The sequence below is a fragment of the Rhodanobacter hydrolyticus genome (assembly GCF_044904645.1).
The window spans coordinates 2,163,503-2,179,621 of record NZ_JADIKK010000008.1 but is presented as its reverse complement, the minus strand read 5'-3'; the positions used below and the strand labels follow the sequence as shown (position 1 = coordinate 2,179,621).

The 16,119-nt window shown below is 64.7% G+C and carries 16 protein-coding genes and 1 pseudogene; 7 read left to right on the top strand and 10 right to left on the bottom strand.

Annotated elements, in window-relative coordinates; translation table 11 throughout:
- Nucleotides 1-152 precede the first annotated feature (152 nt).
- On the bottom strand, nucleotides 153-323 hold the full coding sequence (locus ISP25_RS12465; RefSeq protein WP_404614279.1) for a hypothetical protein: 171 nt from the start codon (nucleotides 321-323) through the stop codon (nucleotides 153-155).
- Nucleotides 324-421: 98 nt separating this feature from the next.
- Here ISP25_RS12465 and ISP25_RS12460 point away from each other — a divergent pair, with 98 nt between their 5' ends.
- A complete protein-coding gene (locus ISP25_RS12460; RefSeq protein ID WP_404614277.1) occupies nucleotides 422-2,038 on the top strand; it encodes an alpha-glucosidase family protein in 1,617 nt (538 codons plus the stop codon).
- Nucleotides 2,039-2,105: 67 nt separating this feature from the next.
- Here ISP25_RS12460 and ISP25_RS12455 read toward each other — a convergent pair whose 3' ends face one another.
- The 5 genes from ISP25_RS12455 to ISP25_RS12435 all read right to left on the bottom strand — a co-directional run bounded on the left by ISP25_RS12455 (nucleotide 2,106) and on the right by ISP25_RS12435 (nucleotide 7,303).
- Nucleotides 2,106-2,726 carry a methyltransferase family protein gene (locus tag ISP25_RS12455; RefSeq protein WP_404614275.1) on the bottom strand — a complete coding sequence of 207 codons (621 nt, stop codon included), beginning with the start codon at nucleotides 2,724-2,726 and terminating at the stop codon, nucleotides 2,106-2,108.
- Nucleotides 2,727-2,828: 102 nt separating this feature from the next.
- Nucleotides 2,829-2,984, bottom strand: coding sequence for a hypothetical protein (locus tag ISP25_RS12450; RefSeq protein WP_404614273.1), 156 nt, complete (start codon nucleotides 2,982-2,984; stop codon nucleotides 2,829-2,831).
- Between the two features lie 104 nt (nucleotides 2,985-3,088).
- On the bottom strand, nucleotides 3,089-4,318 hold the full coding sequence (locus tag ISP25_RS12445; protein ID WP_404614271.1) for a porin family protein: 1,230 nt from the start codon (nucleotides 4,316-4,318) through the stop codon (nucleotides 3,089-3,091).
- On the bottom strand, nucleotides 4,315-6,660 hold the full coding sequence (locus ISP25_RS12440; RefSeq protein WP_404614269.1) for a putative bifunctional diguanylate cyclase/phosphodiesterase: 2,346 nt from the start codon (nucleotides 6,658-6,660) through the stop codon (nucleotides 4,315-4,317). Before ISP25_RS12440 ends, ISP25_RS12445 begins: the two co-directional genes overlap by 4 nt.
- A 4-nt stretch (nucleotides 6,661-6,664) precedes the next feature.
- Entirely contained in the window at nucleotides 6,665-7,303 is a 639-nt protein-coding gene (locus ISP25_RS12435) for a carboxypeptidase regulatory-like domain-containing protein (RefSeq protein WP_404614267.1), read from the bottom strand.
- A 339-nt stretch (nucleotides 7,304-7,642) separates the two neighbouring features.
- Between ISP25_RS12435 and ISP25_RS12430 the strand changes: the two genes are divergently transcribed.
- Nucleotides 7,643-8,071, top strand: a complete 429-nt coding sequence (locus ISP25_RS12430; protein WP_404614265.1) for a nuclear transport factor 2 family protein — start codon at nucleotides 7,643-7,645, stop codon at nucleotides 8,069-8,071.
- A 123-nt stretch (nucleotides 8,072-8,194) separates the two neighbouring features.
- Here ISP25_RS12430 and ISP25_RS12425 read toward each other — a convergent pair whose 3' ends face one another.
- The 4 genes and pseudogenes from ISP25_RS12425 to ttcA form a co-directional block, all read right to left on the bottom strand.
- Complete coding sequence (locus ISP25_RS12425; RefSeq protein WP_192155818.1) at nucleotides 8,195-8,965, bottom strand: M48 family metallopeptidase; 771 nt, start codon at nucleotides 8,963-8,965, stop codon at nucleotides 8,195-8,197.
- Nucleotides 8,966-9,220: 255 nt separating this feature from the next.
- The gene (locus tag ISP25_RS12420; RefSeq protein WP_192155816.1) at nucleotides 9,221-10,138 is read right to left on the bottom strand and encodes a recombination-associated protein RdgC; all 918 of its coding nucleotides are present in this window, start codon (nucleotides 10,136-10,138) and stop codon (nucleotides 9,221-9,223) included.
- 66 nt (nucleotides 10,139-10,204) lie between these two features.
- Entirely contained in the window at nucleotides 10,205-11,407 is a 1,203-nt protein-coding gene (locus ISP25_RS12415) for an amino acid aminotransferase (RefSeq protein WP_404614263.1), read from the bottom strand.
- 197 nt (nucleotides 11,408-11,604) lie between these two features.
- Nucleotides 11,605-12,477, bottom strand: a pseudogene (gene ttcA, locus ISP25_RS12410) (tRNA 2-thiocytidine(32) synthetase TtcA); the annotation flags it as partial.
- A 98-nt stretch (nucleotides 12,478-12,575) separates the two neighbouring features.
- Here ttcA and ISP25_RS12405 point away from each other — a divergent pair.
- The 5 genes from ISP25_RS12405 to ISP25_RS12385 all read left to right on the top strand — a co-directional run bounded on the left by ISP25_RS12405 (nucleotide 12,576) and on the right by ISP25_RS12385 (nucleotide 16,109).
- Entirely contained in the window at nucleotides 12,576-12,782 is a 207-nt protein-coding gene (locus ISP25_RS12405) for a YdcH family protein (protein ID WP_192156088.1), read from the top strand.
- Nucleotides 12,779-13,393 (top strand): GNAT family N-acetyltransferase, encoded by a 615-nt coding sequence (locus tag ISP25_RS12400; protein WP_404614261.1) that lies wholly within the window; start codon nucleotides 12,779-12,781, stop codon nucleotides 13,391-13,393. The genes ISP25_RS12405 and ISP25_RS12400 overlap by 4 nt, the downstream gene beginning before the upstream one ends.
- A 222-nt stretch (nucleotides 13,394-13,615) precedes the next feature.
- Nucleotides 13,616-14,209: an RNA polymerase sigma factor gene (locus ISP25_RS12395; RefSeq protein WP_404614259.1), complete on the top strand. Its 594-nt coding sequence runs from the start codon at nucleotides 13,616-13,618 to the stop codon at nucleotides 14,207-14,209.
- A complete protein-coding gene (locus ISP25_RS12390) occupies nucleotides 14,206-14,838 on the top strand; it encodes a zf-HC2 domain-containing protein (protein ID WP_404614257.1) in 633 nt (210 codons plus the stop codon). Before ISP25_RS12395 ends, ISP25_RS12390 begins: the two co-directional genes overlap by 4 nt.
- Nucleotides 14,835-16,109, top strand: coding sequence for a S8 family peptidase (locus tag ISP25_RS12385; RefSeq protein ID WP_404614256.1), 1,275 nt, complete (start codon nucleotides 14,835-14,837; stop codon nucleotides 16,107-16,109). The genes ISP25_RS12390 and ISP25_RS12385 overlap by 4 nt, the downstream gene beginning before the upstream one ends.
- Nucleotides 16,110-16,119: the final 10 nt, after the last annotated feature.

Genomic DNA, 16,119 nt, shown 5'->3' with positions numbered 1-16,119 from the left:
CCACGAAGAATGATTATTGTCGTTGTCGCGCGAACCGTCCGGCGATTTCCTCGGCGGCGGCAGTCGGAAAGCCGGCTTGCGCATGCGTGCCCCTTTCGCGTGACTGCATGGTAGGCCTGCGTTTTCGACGCGAGCGATTCATGCATACGTATTCATGGCGCGGCTGAAATGCGGCCGCCGCAGTGCAGCATCGCGCGGTCCGTCACGCCTTCTTTTGCGCGCCAAGCCGCGCCGTTGCTGAATTTCCTCGCATGCGGATCAATCGGCGGAAAATCATTTGGACGTCCATTTGTTTCGAGGCATGACGCGACTGCAGCATCCATGAATACGTATGCAGCACTGTGCAGGGTGCGCGCGGCCTGCCACTAAGCTGATCGCCACTTCGACGACAGGCGGATTGCCTCACGTCATGGGGACAGCAATGACCAATTCACCCTGGTGGCGCGGAGCCGTCATCTACCAGATCTACCCACGCAGTTTCCTCGATACCAATGGCGATGGCGTGGGCGATCTGCAGGGCATCATCGAACGGCTCGACTACGTGGCCAGTCTCGGCGTGGACGCGATCTGGGTGGCGCCATTCTTCAAGTCGCCGATGGCGGATTTCGGCTACGACATCGCAGATCCTTGCGATGTCGATCCGCTGTTCGGGACGTTGGGCGACTTCGACCGCTTGCTGGGCGAAGCGCACGCGCGCGGCATCAAGGTGATGATCGACCAGGTGCTCAGCCATACCTCGGACGAGCATGCGTGGTTCAAGGAAAGCAAGCAGGGCCGCGACAATCCCAAGGCCGACTGGTACGTGTGGGCCGACGCGAACGAGGACGGCACGCCGCCGAACAACTGGCTCTCGATCTTCGGCGGCAGCGCATGGCAGTGGGAGCCGCGGCGCGGCCAGTACTACCTGCACAACTTCCTCGCCAGCCAGCCCGACCTCAACTTCCACAACCCGGACGTGCGCGCCGCGGTGCTGGACAACCTGCGCTTCTGGCTGGACCGCGGCGTGGACGGTTTCCGCCTAGACTCCATCAACTTCTGCTTCCACGACGCGCAACTGCGCGACAACCCGGCCAAGCCCAAGGCCATGCGCACCGGTCGCGGCTTCAGCGCGGACAACCCGTACGCGTTCCAGTACCACTTCCACAACAACACGCAGCCGGAGAATCTTGCGTTCCTGCAGGATCTGCGCGCGCTGATGGACCGCTACCCCAACATCGCCACGCTGGGCGAGATCTCCTCCGAGGATTCGCTGGCGACGATGGCCGAATACACCAGCGGCAGCCGCCTGCACATGGGCTACAGCTTCGAGCTGCTCACCAACGACTTCAGCGCTGCCTACATCCGCGACACCGTGCGCGCGCTGGAGGCGAAGATGACCGAAGGCTGGCCGTGCTGGGCGATCTCCAACCACGACGTGGAACGCGTGCTCAGCCGCTGGGGCAAGGGTCGCGCTTCCGCTGCGATGGCGAACCAGCTCACTGCGATGGTCTGTGCGCTACGTGGTTCGGTATGCGTCTACCAAGGCGAAGAACTGGGCCTCACCGAAGCCGAGCTGCCTTACGAAGCGCTGCGCGATCCCTACGGCATCACCTTCTGGCCCGAATTCAAGGGTCGCGACGGCTGTCGCACGCCGATGCCGTGGGACGACGGCGAGCACGCCGGCTTCAGCCGCGCCACGCCATGGCTGCCGGTGCCGACCGAGCATGGTGCGTTGAACGTGGCGTACCAGCAGGACGATCCCGCGTCGGCACTCAACGGCTACCGTCGCTTCATGCGCTGGCGGCGCGAACAACCCGCATTGCGTCACGGCAGCATCCGCTTCCTCGAAACGCCCGAACCGGTGCTCGCCTTCGTGCGTGAACTGGGCGACGAGCGCCTGCTGGCGGTGTTCAATCTTTCCGCCGCAGCGGTGGAGTGTGCGCCGCCGCTATCGGACGCATTGCAGCCGCTGCAAGGGCATGGCCTGGTGGAAGGCGCGATGAATGGCGGGCGTTTGAACCTGCCGGCTCACGGCAGCTTGTTCGCGCGCGTGGTTTGACTGTGGCGCTTCAACGAGGAGCTTTGCACCGCGATTTCGCAGGTTCCTCTGCCGGGTGCAAGTAGCTTCACAGCAAGCCGGGAATCAACGCTTTCGTGTGCCGCATGTATTCCGTGTAGGTGGCGCCGAACTGCTCGCGCATCCAGCTTTCCTCATGGCGCAGCTTGTAGGCGAATGAGGCGAAGACCAGCACCAGCGCGATCAGGCCGCGCCATTCGCCTATCACCAGCGCGCTGCCCAGCACGCCCGACAACATGCCGGTGTAGATCGGGTGGCGAACCCATCGGTACGGCCCCGCGGTCACCAGTTCATGGCCCTGCTTCAGCTGCACCGTGGCGCTCCAGTTGCGCCCGAGTGCAACGCGCGCCCAGCACGCGAACGCCAAGCCCAGCAGCAATACGGCCAGCCCGACGCACGGCCACGCCATGCCATGCGGCAAGAAGCGCTGCCCCAACCAGGGCCAAAACCGTCCCAGGGCCCTGCCGAACAGCAGCAGGAAGGCGAGTATCAGCGGCACGCGGTAGGTCAGGAACGAAGCCCAGCCATCCACCCGCGCCGCCGCCTTGTTGCCGAATGCACTGATGAACCAGTACAGCAGCCACGCCACCCAGATCACGGCGACGGCAAGCTTGGTGTAGTTCTCGAAAGGCGACATGACGGTAACCAGCGAGGACGATGCGCCAAGCATGCGCCGTTGCCATGGCCTGATCGAGTGACGGTTGTCAGGTGGCTTATGACCAGCCGCCCTCTTTCGCTTTCGAAAGCCGGCGTCAGCCTGGGGCGGTTATCGCTACGCAAACGCCAGACGAACCTGCCGCGAGGCGCCTTCGAGCGGCGTGTGGCTGCGCGGCGTCCTGCTGTCAGCATGGTTTTCGAACGCCTTGCGCTCTGGCCGCTCAGCCATGTCGGGGTAGAGCATCAGCGCGCAGTCGGTCCAGCCGGTCACGGGACAGGGTGCTACGGTATCTGAGCAACCATCTCGCACCCACCTGCCACGCCACCGCAAACTTCTTCCATGAGTGCCGTTCGGAGGCGCATACGCATGACGCGCTAATACAGCAACCTCACACTTAGCTGGAGTTGGGTGTCGATGATTCTTGCGGGCAATCCGTATTCGGCGCGCAGCGTTGACGTGCTGTCGATGCGCAGTACTTCAGCCGTAAGGCGCAGATAGCTGCGCGGTCTCCAATTCAAGGCCCCGGTCACCGCATTGCCGTGCTCGCTTTGACTCCAGTCGACATCGCTCGACGGCGTCAGGGTGCTGAAGTGCTCGATTCGCAAAGCGGGACGCCATGCGCCGCGATTCCATCCCGCGAGCAAGAAGGCGGAGCGGTAATGCGTGCGCTGGTATGCGTCCTCCACGGGTTCGATGGTGGTGTAACCGTCCAATGCCTGCGCGATCCAGGTGATGGCGCCGGTATCCGTGCGCGCACCAGCGCTCCAGAAACGGGTTCGCCAGGCGTATTGCTCGTCACCGCCGGCATAAGGAGCGGATGCGCCCGGATCGGCATGGTTGTCGTAATGCATGACACTCACGCTCGTCTCACCCGGCGCGTGCCAGCTGACGGCCACATAGTCGCCCCAGTGCGATGCGCCGATACTGCGGAACGGGTCGTAATAGTTTGGCGGCGTCTCATCCTCCTCGCTGACCTCGGCATCGGGTTCGCGCAAGCGAGTGCCGATGCCGGAAACCAGATCGCCGATGGACCAGCCCCGTATGGCCAACACGGTGCCCGCAGGATCGTCGCGACGGAACAGCGATGCACGGAAATCCCAATTGCTGACCTCGCCGCGATGCTCCAGCTCAAACTCGCCGCCGACTGCGCGCAATTCTTCTCCCGTCCAGGTATTTATGGCGGAAGAGCTGAGCGTCCACGGGCTGGTCCAGCCGACACCGTCGTTCTCCATCGATACGGGAGGAAACAGCGCGCCAGCGCGCAAGGACCAGCGCCATGGTGTCGTGGAGACCGGACGGTAGCGAATCCAGCCTTCCAGCAAACTGACTCTGCCACGGTCGCCCGTCTGGTATTGCACCTGCCCCATCGCGAGCAGATCCGGCGTGATTTGTGCCGCGCCGTATACCGCGGCACCGCCAAAATGAAGCTGTGTCTGGTTGCCGCCGTAGCGGGTTTTTCCGAAACCTCCGTTGGTCCAGCTGGTGTCGTCGGGCGCCGCGACCAGCCGCTCATCGATATAGGCATGCAGAACATAGTCCTGCGCGCGCAGCGATGTCGTGGCGATCAACAACGCAAGCATTGGGTACAGTCGACGGACTTTCATACGTCACTGCTGTCGATTTGGGTGGCGACGAAGTCGTGGAGCGCCCTGGCCTGCATCGGCCTTGCCACAAAAAAACCTTGTGCGTGATCGCAAGCGATCGAGGACAGGTAATGGAGCGTACCTTCGTCCTCCACGCCTTCTGCCGTGACCTTGTACCCGAGGTTGTGACTGAGCTCCACAATGGAACGCACGATGACACGGTCATCGACATCGTCGATCAGGTGTTTGACGAAGCTCTGGTCAATCTTCAGTTCGTCGACCGGAAGTCGGTGCAGGTATGACAATGACGATTGGCCTACACCAAAGTCGTCGATGGCAATCTGAAAGCCGTGCTCGCCAAGTTGCTGCAGCACACGCAAGGCCGATTCAAATTCCCCGATCACCGCACGCTCGGTAATTTCCAGCGTCAACAGCGCGTGCGGCAAACGATGCAAATCGGTCAGGTCGGCAAGGTATCTAGGAAGGTCCACATCGCTCAGATCATGAGCCGAGAGGTTTACCGCCATGCTCAGATTCAAACCTTGCTCATGCCATCGACTGGCCTGAGTGACCGCCGCACCCAGCACCCAGCGGGTCAGGTGCTGGATATTCCCAGTGTCCTCCGCCATGGCGATAAATACGTCAGGCGATATCAAACCCCGCTGCGGATGATTCCAGCGCACCAAAGCTTCCACGCCTTCCAGGTGGCGCGTCGCCAGCGTCAACTTAGGTTGATAGTAGAGCTCCAGATGGCCTTGCGTGATCGCTTCGCGCAGCTCCCCCATCAGTGAAAGTCTTTCCGGGCGATGAGGATCGATCGATGCATCGTAAAACGCCCATGCCTTGGACGAACCGGCAGCAGCGAACTGAGCAGTTTCGGCGTAACGGAGCAATGCAAAGGCGGCAATAGCATGAGTGGGGTAGAGGGCAATGCCGATGGCGGGCCCCATGTCGATGCTCACCCCGGATTCCGTATAGGGCATGGCAAGTGCATCGAGAATGCGGTTCGCTGCACTGACAGCGTCGTCGGGATCGCTCCCCGCAAACCATGCGGCGAAATTGCCATCGGTGGCGCGTGCGACCTGAGCGCCGACTGCGGCGCGCTGGATACGCTCGCCAGCCTCGCGCATCAAGCGATCGCACAGCGCATGCCCCATGGTCTTGATGATCTCCAGCCTCCGTGTAAGGCCGATCATCAACAGGCTGCCACGCGTCACGTTGCCGGCCATGTCGCGCGCGATGTCATCTTCGATCGACGCGCGGTTTGGAAGACCTGTTACGTCGTCATGCGTTGCCTGGTGATAGATGCGTTCCTCGCGCTGCTGCACGGCTGCCGCCATCGTGCCGATGGCGTTGGCCAGCGCGCCGATTTCGTCTCGTCGGTTCGAGCGCGCCGGGATGTGATAGTCGCCTTGCTCGATGCGCTTGGCCACGGTGGCCAGCCACTCAACCGGCCGCGAAACGTTGCGTGCAATCACCCAGATGCCCAGCAGGCCGGCAGCCAGTCCCAGCGCGAGCAGTGCCAACCAGGCCAATACAAGGTTGTGGTAGGGCCGTAGCGCGTCGTCCAGCGAGTAACCAAACAGCGCCACGACGGGCGCGCTGTTGTCGGGATGCTGAAGCGGTTGCGCCAACACGATGTAATCGCTCTGCGCGATTCGGCGCAACCCGGGCTCGGTGGGGAAATCACCGGTGACCTGTTCCAGCCCGCGTGCGAAAGGCGTGGATCGATCGCCTCGCGCCACGGCACGCCACTGAGATGGTGCCATTTGCACTTCCAGTGCCACATCGCGCCGCAACGTGCTCAGCTCTTGCATGTGTGCGAGCAGCTCGTCGTCGACCTGCACATAGACCACGATCAGCCCCACCGGCTGAGGTGCGTAGATGGGCACGACAACGATCCAGTAGACGTGCCCTTGCACGGCGGTCATCACGGCGGTCTGCTGATTGAAGGCTCGCTGGATCAATTCGGGAAACTGAAACAACTTGCCATCGGCATGGCCGTCAGCCGTGTCTGCGGCGATGGTGTCATCCATATTGACGAGCTGCATCCGCGAAGCGCCTACCCGGCGCCCATGATTGTGCAGGACCGAGAGCACGGTGCCGCGATCTCCCTGGGCAATGGCCTGGCGCAATGCAAAGTCCAGCGCAATGACCCGCACGTTGCCCGCAATGCGCGCGGAAACGTCCTCCAGCTGCGCAGTGAAGGCCTTGGCGCTGGCGGCCAGCTGGCGCTCGCCATCCACGATCAGCGCATGCCGCGTCACACCATAGACGAGTGCGCCGGTGATCAGCTGCAGCGCCGCCAGCATTCCGACAAAGAACAGCGCAAGGCGGAGACGGAAGCCGAGGACCATACGCATCGCGCTAGTAGTCCAGATGTTCCCGATCGACGAAATGACGCGGATCGGGCATGAGTTTCAGCGTGAACGCCAGTTCTTGTGTCGCGCCTTCGGCCGGAACGTCAACGGCCGCGCTTATCGGCGGACGGCCTGGCCATAGCTGCGGATGCCATACCGTGACGGTGTAGTGGCCAGGCGACAGGTCGTCGAAATGCGCCTGGCCATTCTGCGTGGTGACCTCCGCGAAGTCAGTAGCTACCACGAGATACGCAATCATGTGGTCGTGAATATTGCAGCCGACCGCGATGACGCCGGCGCGGTTCAAGGCCACCGGCGGCGAACTTTCACCCGGGCTCAGGATGAATTGGAACGCGCCAAGCGGGGAGAAGGTGTAAACATGGTGACGCGTGCTGTCGCTGTTGCGGAACACCACGCTGTCACCCGGATGCACGACTTCCACATACGGGATGAAGGTCTCGTTCTTCTGGTCGACGTAGTGCGTGCTCGGTGCGGATGGCTTGTAGGCGCGGTCGATGGTCGCCACTCCGTCGCTGATGGGGTGACCCTGGCTATCGACCATTTTCACGGTCAAGGAACCGGCGTGGGCGGCCATTGCGGCACCCCAGGCGCACAGACACAGCACGCGCGAACGCCAGTGGTTCATCGACAGCCCCCTGCTTGAGCACACCACATCGTCTACCCCGGTCGCCATACAGGCTAACCGAGGTTTATCGCCGGATTTTGATCTCTGAGTCTCGATTGGAGCGCGGACCAAGGCATCCAGACATTTGTCGGCAGGGGCATATGGATCTGAAGCGCCGGACGCCTCAGGGGCTGCCGGTGTGTGTTTGATGTGGACCGTTCCGTGTGATGCCTGGCGGCTCGTATTGTCTGGACAGGAGCGCTAGAGCCACCCGGCAATTTGCTACGGGGACAGTTCAACGAACGCTGGCACAGGCTACGAATGGGTCCGATGATGCGCGTCACCACTTCGGAGAAGCACATGTCTGCAGTTACCAGAATTCTTTCCGTTTCCATACTGGCCTTGTTGCATCCGCTGTCCGCTCTGGCATGCGCAAACAAATCGAATGATCCGGCGGAGGTTGTCCAGGCGCAGGTTGACGCCTACAACGCGCACGATGTCGCCACGTTTGCCTCCTGCTACGCCGATGACGTGACCGTCGCCGACCTCGGCGGCAAACGTCCGGCGATTACAGGCGTCGTAGCGCTGAAGCGCGGTTATGCCTTTCTTGCGACTGCACCGAAGGAGTTTCGCGTGGTGATCGTCCAGCGCGTCGTCAACGGCCCCGTCGTGGTCGACCAGGAGCGTTTGATGGGTCTTCCGCCGGGCAAGGGGCAGCCCGAGGCCGTCGCGGTATACGAAGTGCGAGACGGCAAGATCCGGCATGTCTGGTTTCCGCCGCAGAGCTGACCGGCCCGAGGATGGCTTGATCTTCAAGCGACCGCCATGCGCGCCATTTGCTTACACCCAGGCGCGATGGCCTGATCGGCAATGCGATGGCGTGCTGCTACGCCATCGCTAGCCTCCAGCACTTCAGTCCGCCACGTCCGCGACCAGCCGATCCAGTTCCGCTTTCAGCGTGGCGCCGTGCGTGCGCAGCCAGTCGCGCTGTTCGCGCCACTCGGGCATCAATTGTTCCACTTGCGCCCAGAAGCGCGGTGCGTGACTGCGTACCTTGAGGTGGCAGAGCTCATGCACCAGCACGTAGCGCAGCGCAGCGGGGGGCGCCAAGGCCAGGGCAAGGTCGAGGTTGATGCGGTCGCGGGTGTCGAGGCTGCCCCACAGGCTCTTCATTGGCCGCACCTTCAACGCGGTGGGTGCGAGGCCCAGCTGCGGCACGTACAACGCCAGCCAGCGCGACACGTCTCGGCGTATCAGCGTTTCGAAATGCGAGGCCAGCAGGCCGCGCGCCACCAGCAGGGCGCGGGTGTGCGGGCGCGGGATCACCAGGGTGAGTCCGCCGGCGGACGCCTCAACCTTCGGATAGGCGCCTTCGTCCCAGTCCAGCGCGACTTCCTCTCCACGCAACGACACCGTGGTGGCGTGCCCAACGCGCAGCGGCGGCAGGGGCTTCACGACCAGGTTGAGCTCGTCGAGCTTCTGTTCCAGCCAGTCGGCGTGGTGGCGCAGGAAGGCGCTGACCTGCGCCGGATGGGTGCCGTCGGGGTAGGTCACGCGCGCGCCCCTGGCCGTGACCGTGAGGCGCAGGCGCCGCGCGCGCGGATGGGCGGCCTTGAGCACGCGGATGGTGTTGCCGCCTGCGGTCGCCAGTTCCAGCCAGTCGCCTTCGAGATGCTGCGCCATGATCCTGCTGCCTGCCTAACCGGAATCCCGAACTGCCGCCTTCTGGCGATTGTTCGAGTCAGCGAGTCCGGCACCTGTCCGGTCTCGCTGTCGCGGATCAGGCACTTGCGTGCTTGACCGCGTGCGGCCCGTCCCTGTGCCGCGGGCGCCGCCATGGGTTGGCGAGAGCCCGGATGGACAGTATGGGGGGAGGACTACGCCCTGACGCAAGGGCCGCGGGTCATGGTGCCCGCAAACCCTTGTCCGAGCCCAATCTCACGCATCGGCGGGACGCGGTAGGCCGAACCATTCCTCCAGTTTGGCCAGCAAACGCTCCAGTTCCAGCGTGAGCAGGGCAAACCCGGCGTCGGCCTCGGCGGCCGCGTCCTCGTGGCTGTCGCCCAGTTCTTCCGTCACTACGTCGAGGAATTTCAGCTTGCGCACGATCAGGTCCTCGCCCAGCACGAAACTCATGCGATCGTCGAACACCAGGCCGAGCTGGAACACCTGCTTGCCGTTGCGCAGGTGCTCTTTCACCTCTTCCGCATCGAGATCCTGGCGGCGGCATTTGGCGATGGCGCCGGTGGCGGTGGCCGGGTCGCGCAGTTCCACCTCGTCGCCCAGCGCGAGGCCGGCGGGCAGCGTGCCGTTGGCGAGCCAGTCGGTCATCAGCACGCGCGGACCTTCCTCCGGCGCCAGCGGCACGGCGGGGAAGCTGCCCAGCGCCTCGCGGATCTGGCTGAGCGCGTTCTCGGCACTCTTGCGGCTGGAGGTGTCCAGCACCAGCCAGCCGTGCCGCGTGTCCACATAGGCGGAGAGCCGCGAGCTGCGCACGAAGGCGCGCGGCAGCAGCTCGGTGAGCAGATCTTCCTTGAGCCGCTTGCGCTCGCGCCCGCCCACCTTGCGGCCTTCCTCTTCGGCGATCTTGCGCACTTTGCGCTGCAACTCGTCGTTGACCACGGCAGCGGGCAGCAACTTGTCTTCGCCACCCACGGTGAGCCATGTGCAGTGCTTCACTGCATGGGTGAGGGCGGCTTCCTCGCCACGGCCGACCGGCGGCACGAAACCCTTGGTGAACATCTCCAGCGGACCGCAAGGACGCAGGCGATGTTCGCCCAGCGCTTCATCCAGGCGCTTCAGGTCGTCGGCAACGGCAGGGGAAAAACGGAACAGGGTGAGGTTGCGGAAGAACATTGGATATCCATGCAGATGCGAAGGCCGCCTTGCGGCGGCCGTTCGCGGAACGACAAACCAACGGGATCAGCGGCAGACAGCAGCGATAGCCCTGGTCACATACTCGATATTGCCGGTGTTGAGCGCGGCCACGCAAATCCGGCCAGTGGAAAGCGCGTAGATGGCGAATTCCTCGCGCAGGCGATCCACCTGCGCCTTGCTCAGACCCGAGTAAGAGAACATGCCGGCCTGCTTGTTGATGAAGCCGAAGTCCGGTGCGCCCAACGCGGCAAGCCTGTCCACGAAGGCCGCACGCATCGCGTGGATGCGGCCGCGCATTTCGCCCAGCTCCCGCTCCCACAACGCGCGCAGTTCGGCGCTTTCCAGCACGCCGGCCACCAGCCTGCCGCCGTGCGTGGCGGGGCTGGAGTAGTTGGCACGGATGGTGGTCTTGATGTTCGACAGCAGGCGCGCAGCCTCGCTGCGGTCCGCGCCGATGAAGCTCAGCGCGCCCACGCGCTCGCCATACAGCGAGAACGACTTGGAGTACGAGTTCGCCACCACGAAGGCCGGAATGCCCGAATCCGCCAGCAGGCGCACCGCGAGGGCATCGTCGGTGGAGTTCTTGTCGAAGCCCTGGTAGGCCATGTCGACGAAGGGCAGCAGGCCGCGATCCTTCACCAGCGCCACCACCTGCGCCCACTGCGCGGCGTCCAGGTCCACGCCGGTGGGGTTGTGGCAGCAGGCATGCAGCAGCACCACGGTGCCGGGTTCCAGCTTGCCGAGATCTTCCAGCATGCCGGCGAAATCGAGGCCATGGCTGGCGTCGTCGTAATAGCGGTAATCGATCAGCTGGAAGCCGGCGGTGCGGAACACCACGTGGTGGTTGCCCCAGCTGGGATTGCTGATCGCCAGCTTCGCATTCGCGCCCAGTACTTTCTTGAGCAGATCCGCACCCACACGCAGCGCACCGCTGCCGCCGATGGTCTGCGCGGTGGCCACGCGGCCCGCTTCGAGGATGGTCGCGCCCTCGCCGAACAGCAGTTTCTGCGTCGCGCGGTTGTACGCGGGCAGGCCATCGATGGGCAGGTAGCTGCGCGGCTGGTCGTCGCGGGCCAGCGCCTGTTCCACCTGACGCACCGCGCCCAGTACCGGCACCTTGCCCTGCTCGTCCACGTAGATGCCCACGCCAAGGTTCACCTTCTCCTTGCGCGGATCGGCTAGGTAGGTTTCGGTGAGGCCGAGGATCGGGTCGCCCGGCGCCATTTCAACGGAAGCAAAGATGGACACGTGTTTTCTCGCTGCTGCTTTGAATGGGGAACTCAAATGGAAGTATGGACGTCCATACGGACGAACACCCAATGATGTCAGATTTCGCTGCCGCCGGCGCCATGGAGCCGGTCGGATGTTGGCGATCTAGGCGAAAATTCGACTGCGCGAGGATCGAGTTTCGACGGATTGCCGCCCTGTGCCGATGGCACAAGGCAAGACTCGGCGGAAGTCGAAGCCGCATCAGGCGGATTTGCAGCCCGATCGGCCAACGTCCGGCAGGCTCCCAATCCCTCGAAATCGAACAGCTTGCGGTCGGCCAGCTGCGAAGGAGCCACATTGCCCAGCGCGCGGAATATCGTCTCGCTGCGCCCGGGGTGTTCGTGCTCCCATTCGTCCAGCATGCGCCGCACCTGCTTGCGCTGCAGGTTCTCCTGCGAGCCACAAAGGTTGCAGGGGATGATGGGAAATTCCCTCAGAGCAGCGTATTCGGCGATCTCGCTCTCGCGGCAATACGCCAGCGGGCGGATCACCACGTGGCGGCCGTCGTCCGAGCGCAGCTTGGGCGGCATCGCCTTCAGGCTGGCCTGGTGGAACAGGTTGAGGAAGAAGGTGGCCAGGATGTCGTCCCGGTGGTGGCCCAGCGCGATCTTGGTGATGCCGTTCGCCGCCGCCCACGTGTACAGCGAGCCGCGCCGCAGCCGCGAACACAGGCTGCACATGGTCTTGCCCGCCGGGATCACCCGGGTGACCGTGCTGTAGGTGTCCTGCTCGATGATGTGGAACGGAACGCCGCGCGACCTCAGGTATTCCGGCAACACATGTTCGGGAAACCCCGGTTGTTTCTGGTCCAGGTTCACCGCGATCAGCTCGAAGCGCACCGGCGCCTTCGCCTGCAGCTGCAGCAGCATGTCCAGCAGGGTGTAGGAATCCTTGCCGCCGGACAGGCACACCATCACCTTGTCGCCGTCCTCGATCATCCGGAAATCCGTGACCGCCTTGCCGGTGAGGTGACGCAGTCGCGTGGCGAGGCGTTCCGTCTCGGCGGCGGGCGTGGCGGTGGATTCGGGCAGCGCGGACATGGCGGGCATCGGGACGGCGGACGGCAGGACAACCATTGTACCTGCCCGCTCAGGCTGCATCGGGCGGCGCTACACTAGCGGGCATCATCCGCACCGTCGCGCCCGCCATGCAGGTACAGGATCAAGCCGAAACCGCCCGACTGCTCGCCGAACTCCGGCAGGAGCACCGCGACCTCGACTCCGCCATCGGCCAACTGGCCGCCGCGATCGGCCGCGACGAGCTGCAGCTCACCCGTCTGAAGAAGCGCAAGCTGCTGCTGAAGGACCACATCGCACGGCTGGAAAGCAATCTGATCCCCGACCTCGACGCATGACCGCCCTAGCCGCTCCCGTTCTGCTGCGCGATGCACATGTCGCGCTGGAGCCGCTCACCCTGGCCCATGTCCCTGCGCTGGAAGCGGCCGCCGCCGACGGCGAACTGTGGAAGCTGTGGTTCACCAGCGCACCCGCGCCCGGCGAAGCCGGCGCCTACGTGGAGAAGGCGCTGGCCGGGCAGCGTGCCGGAAGCATGCTGCCGTTCGCAGTGCGCGAGCTGGGTAGCGGCAAGATCGTCGGTACCACCCGCTACTACGACGTCACACCGGAATTGCCGCGTGTGGCCATCGGCTACACGTGGTATGCCAAAAGCTGGCAGAAGAGCCATCTCAACACCGCCTGCAAGCGCCTGCTGCTCGCGCATGCCTTCGATACGCTGCGCTGCGCGGCGGTGGTGTTGCATACCGACCACCGCAACCTCGACTCGCAGCGCGCCATCGAACGCCTTGGCGCTCACCGCGACGGTGTGCTGCGCAACGACAAACGCCGCCCCGACGGCAGCCTGCGCGACACCGTGTGCTATTCCATCCTCGATCGCGAGTGGCCGGATGTCGACCGTTGGCTGGAACTGCGGCTCGCGCGGCTGGCCGATGCGTCCATGCGCGGATGATTTGGCAGTGATTGCAAGGGTGCGTGGTTGTTTTCGCCACCGGATTTGCATGTAAGGGAGTGCGGAGGGTCTTGCGGCACTCCGCTTTGTGGCGCAGCCTCGACGCTGCCCGGCCGTGCGGACGCTCTTGCGCCATGGCTGCCGCCGTCGCGGAACGATTGAACCGGAATCGCCGGGCTGGGTATGGACGCATGCAGGGATCGGTTGATTCCGGGAGCAGCCATGCACGACGGTCGGGCGAAGAAGGGCGGACGCTGGGGCGCCATTTCGGCAAGTGAGGAAGTGGCCCTGCTCGGTCGCGTGGCCACCGAGGATGCCGATGCCTTCGAGCAGTTGTACCGCCTTTACAGCCCACGCCTGCAACGCTTCGTCCGCGGCATCACTAAACAGCCGGCGCTGGTCGACGAGATCCTTGATGACACCATGCTGGTGGTGTGGCGCAAGGCGTACACCTTCAACCACGGTTCCAAGGTGTCGACCTGGATATTGGCGATCGCCTATCGGCAGGCGCTGAAGAAATTGCGCCGCAACGGTGTATCCGTGGACTTCGATACGGGTGAACTCCCGGAAGTTGCCGGTGCCGCCGGGCCCGAGGAAGAGCTGCAGCAGCAGGAGTTGCACGCGCACCTGGATGTTGCGCTTGCGACGCTGTCGCCCGAGCAGCGCGCCGTGATGGAACTCACCTATTACTTCGGCTATGCCTGCCGCGAAATCGCGCAAATCGTAGGCTGTCCGGTCGATACCGTGAAGACGCGGATGTTCCATGCGCGCCGCAAGCTCAAGCTCTGGCTGACGGCGCACAGGGAGGCCATATGAAGGGTCGCGTCATCAGGTTCGAAGGCTCCACCCACGCACAGGCCGATCGCCTGTTGCCCTGGTGGGTCAATGGCACCCTTGCGGACGGCGACCGCGCGCAGGTGGAGCGGCACCTTGCGGAGTGCGCGACGTGCCGGCGCGAAGCTGCATGGCTGCGTGCATTGCAGGAAGAATATCCGGGCGACGATTCGGTGGCGTTCAACGCGCCGCGCGTGATGCGTCGTCTGCGCCGGCGCATCACGACGGGTGCGTCCGTGATGCCCATCCCGCCGGTTTCGGTATGGCGGCAACGCGGTCGGCGGCTGGCATGGCTCGCAGCGGTGGAAGCCGTGCTGATCCTCGGGCTTGGCGCCGTGGCGTTCCGCCAGCAGCACGCGACGTACCACACGCTTGGCGCGCCGTCGGTCAGAGCTTCGGTGCTCGTCGTGGCGTTCGATCCGCGCATCAGCGAAGCCCGGCTGCGCCAGCTGTTGCGTGCCGGCGATGCGCGCATCGTGGATGGTCCGACCGCGGCCGGCGCCTATCTGCTGCGCGTGCCCGACGCGCACATCGATGCGGCACGCAGGATGCTGCGCGACTCCCCCGAGGTCACGATGGTGGAAGGCCTCGAAGCGGACGGTCAACCATGAGTCGCCTCTGGCCGCGCCTGATCACGGGCTGCGCGCTCGGCCTCGCCGTTTGCGCGCCGATCCGGAACGCGGCGTCGGAGCCGGGCTTCGCAGCGGCCCAGCCACGGGTGCTGGTCATGCTGCGCATGCCGGCGCCGCATCTGCGCGGAGGCGACGGCTATGCGGGTGGCGATTACCAGGTGGCACCCGAAGCCGTCGCGCGCAAGCGCATGGCGCAGGCGCTGGCACATGAGCATGGCCTGCGGCTCCTCGACAGCTGGCCGATGCCGGCGCTGGGCCTGGACTGCTTCGTGATGCAGGCGCCGGCGAACACTTCGACACGGCAGCTGCTGCAGGCACTCTCGCGCGATGCGCGGGTGGAGTCGGCCGAGCCGGTGCAACGCTTCCACGTGCTGGGGGCGGCGGACCCGCTCTATCCATTGCAGCCGACGGCCAGCCAATGGCATCTCGCCGAGTTGCACGCCGTCAGCACTGGCAAGGGCATCACCATTGCCGAGATCGACAGCGGCGTGGATACCACGAACCCCGACCTCGGCGGACAGGTGGCGCAGACGCGCAACTTCGTCGGGGACGGCGACTACCGTGCCGAGCGGCACGGCACGGAAGTGGCCGGCATCATCGTCGCCCGCGAGGGCAACGGCGTGGGCATCGCCGGTGTGGCGCCTGGTGCTCGCCTGCTGGCCTTGCGCGCGTGCTGGCAGGCGGCGGATGGCGACGCATCCAGTTGCGACAGCTTTACTCTGGCCAAGGCGCTGCAATACGCGCTGGAAACCCGCGCCGTGGTCTTCAACCTGAGCCTGGCCGGTCCGCACGACCGCCTGCTGGAGCGACTGCTGGACGTCGCCTTGTCGCGTCACGTCACGGTCGTTGCCGCGGTGGACCCTACGGCTACGGACGGCGGTTTTCCGGCCTCGCTGCATGGCGTGGTGGCGGTGGCCGACGAGCAGACAAGCCGGGCCGTCATTCCGGATGAGCTGCAGGCTCCCGGTGCGGATGTCCCCACCACCGAGCCTGGCATGCGCTGGAATTTCGTGACCGGCACATCGTTCGCGGCAGCGGAAGTCAGCGGGCTGGTGGCGCTGCTGCGTGCGTCGTCGCCCGGCGTCGGCTCCGCCGCGCTGCACGACGCGCTGAACACGGGAGCCGCGCTAGGCTTCGCATCACTGCGGCCAGCGGTGATCGACGCGTGCGCGGCGGTGGTGCGGGTGAGCGGGCGTTGCAGCTGCGACTGCGCCACGGCGAGTGCGTCGACGGGAGCGCCGCGTCGATGAGAACGCCTGC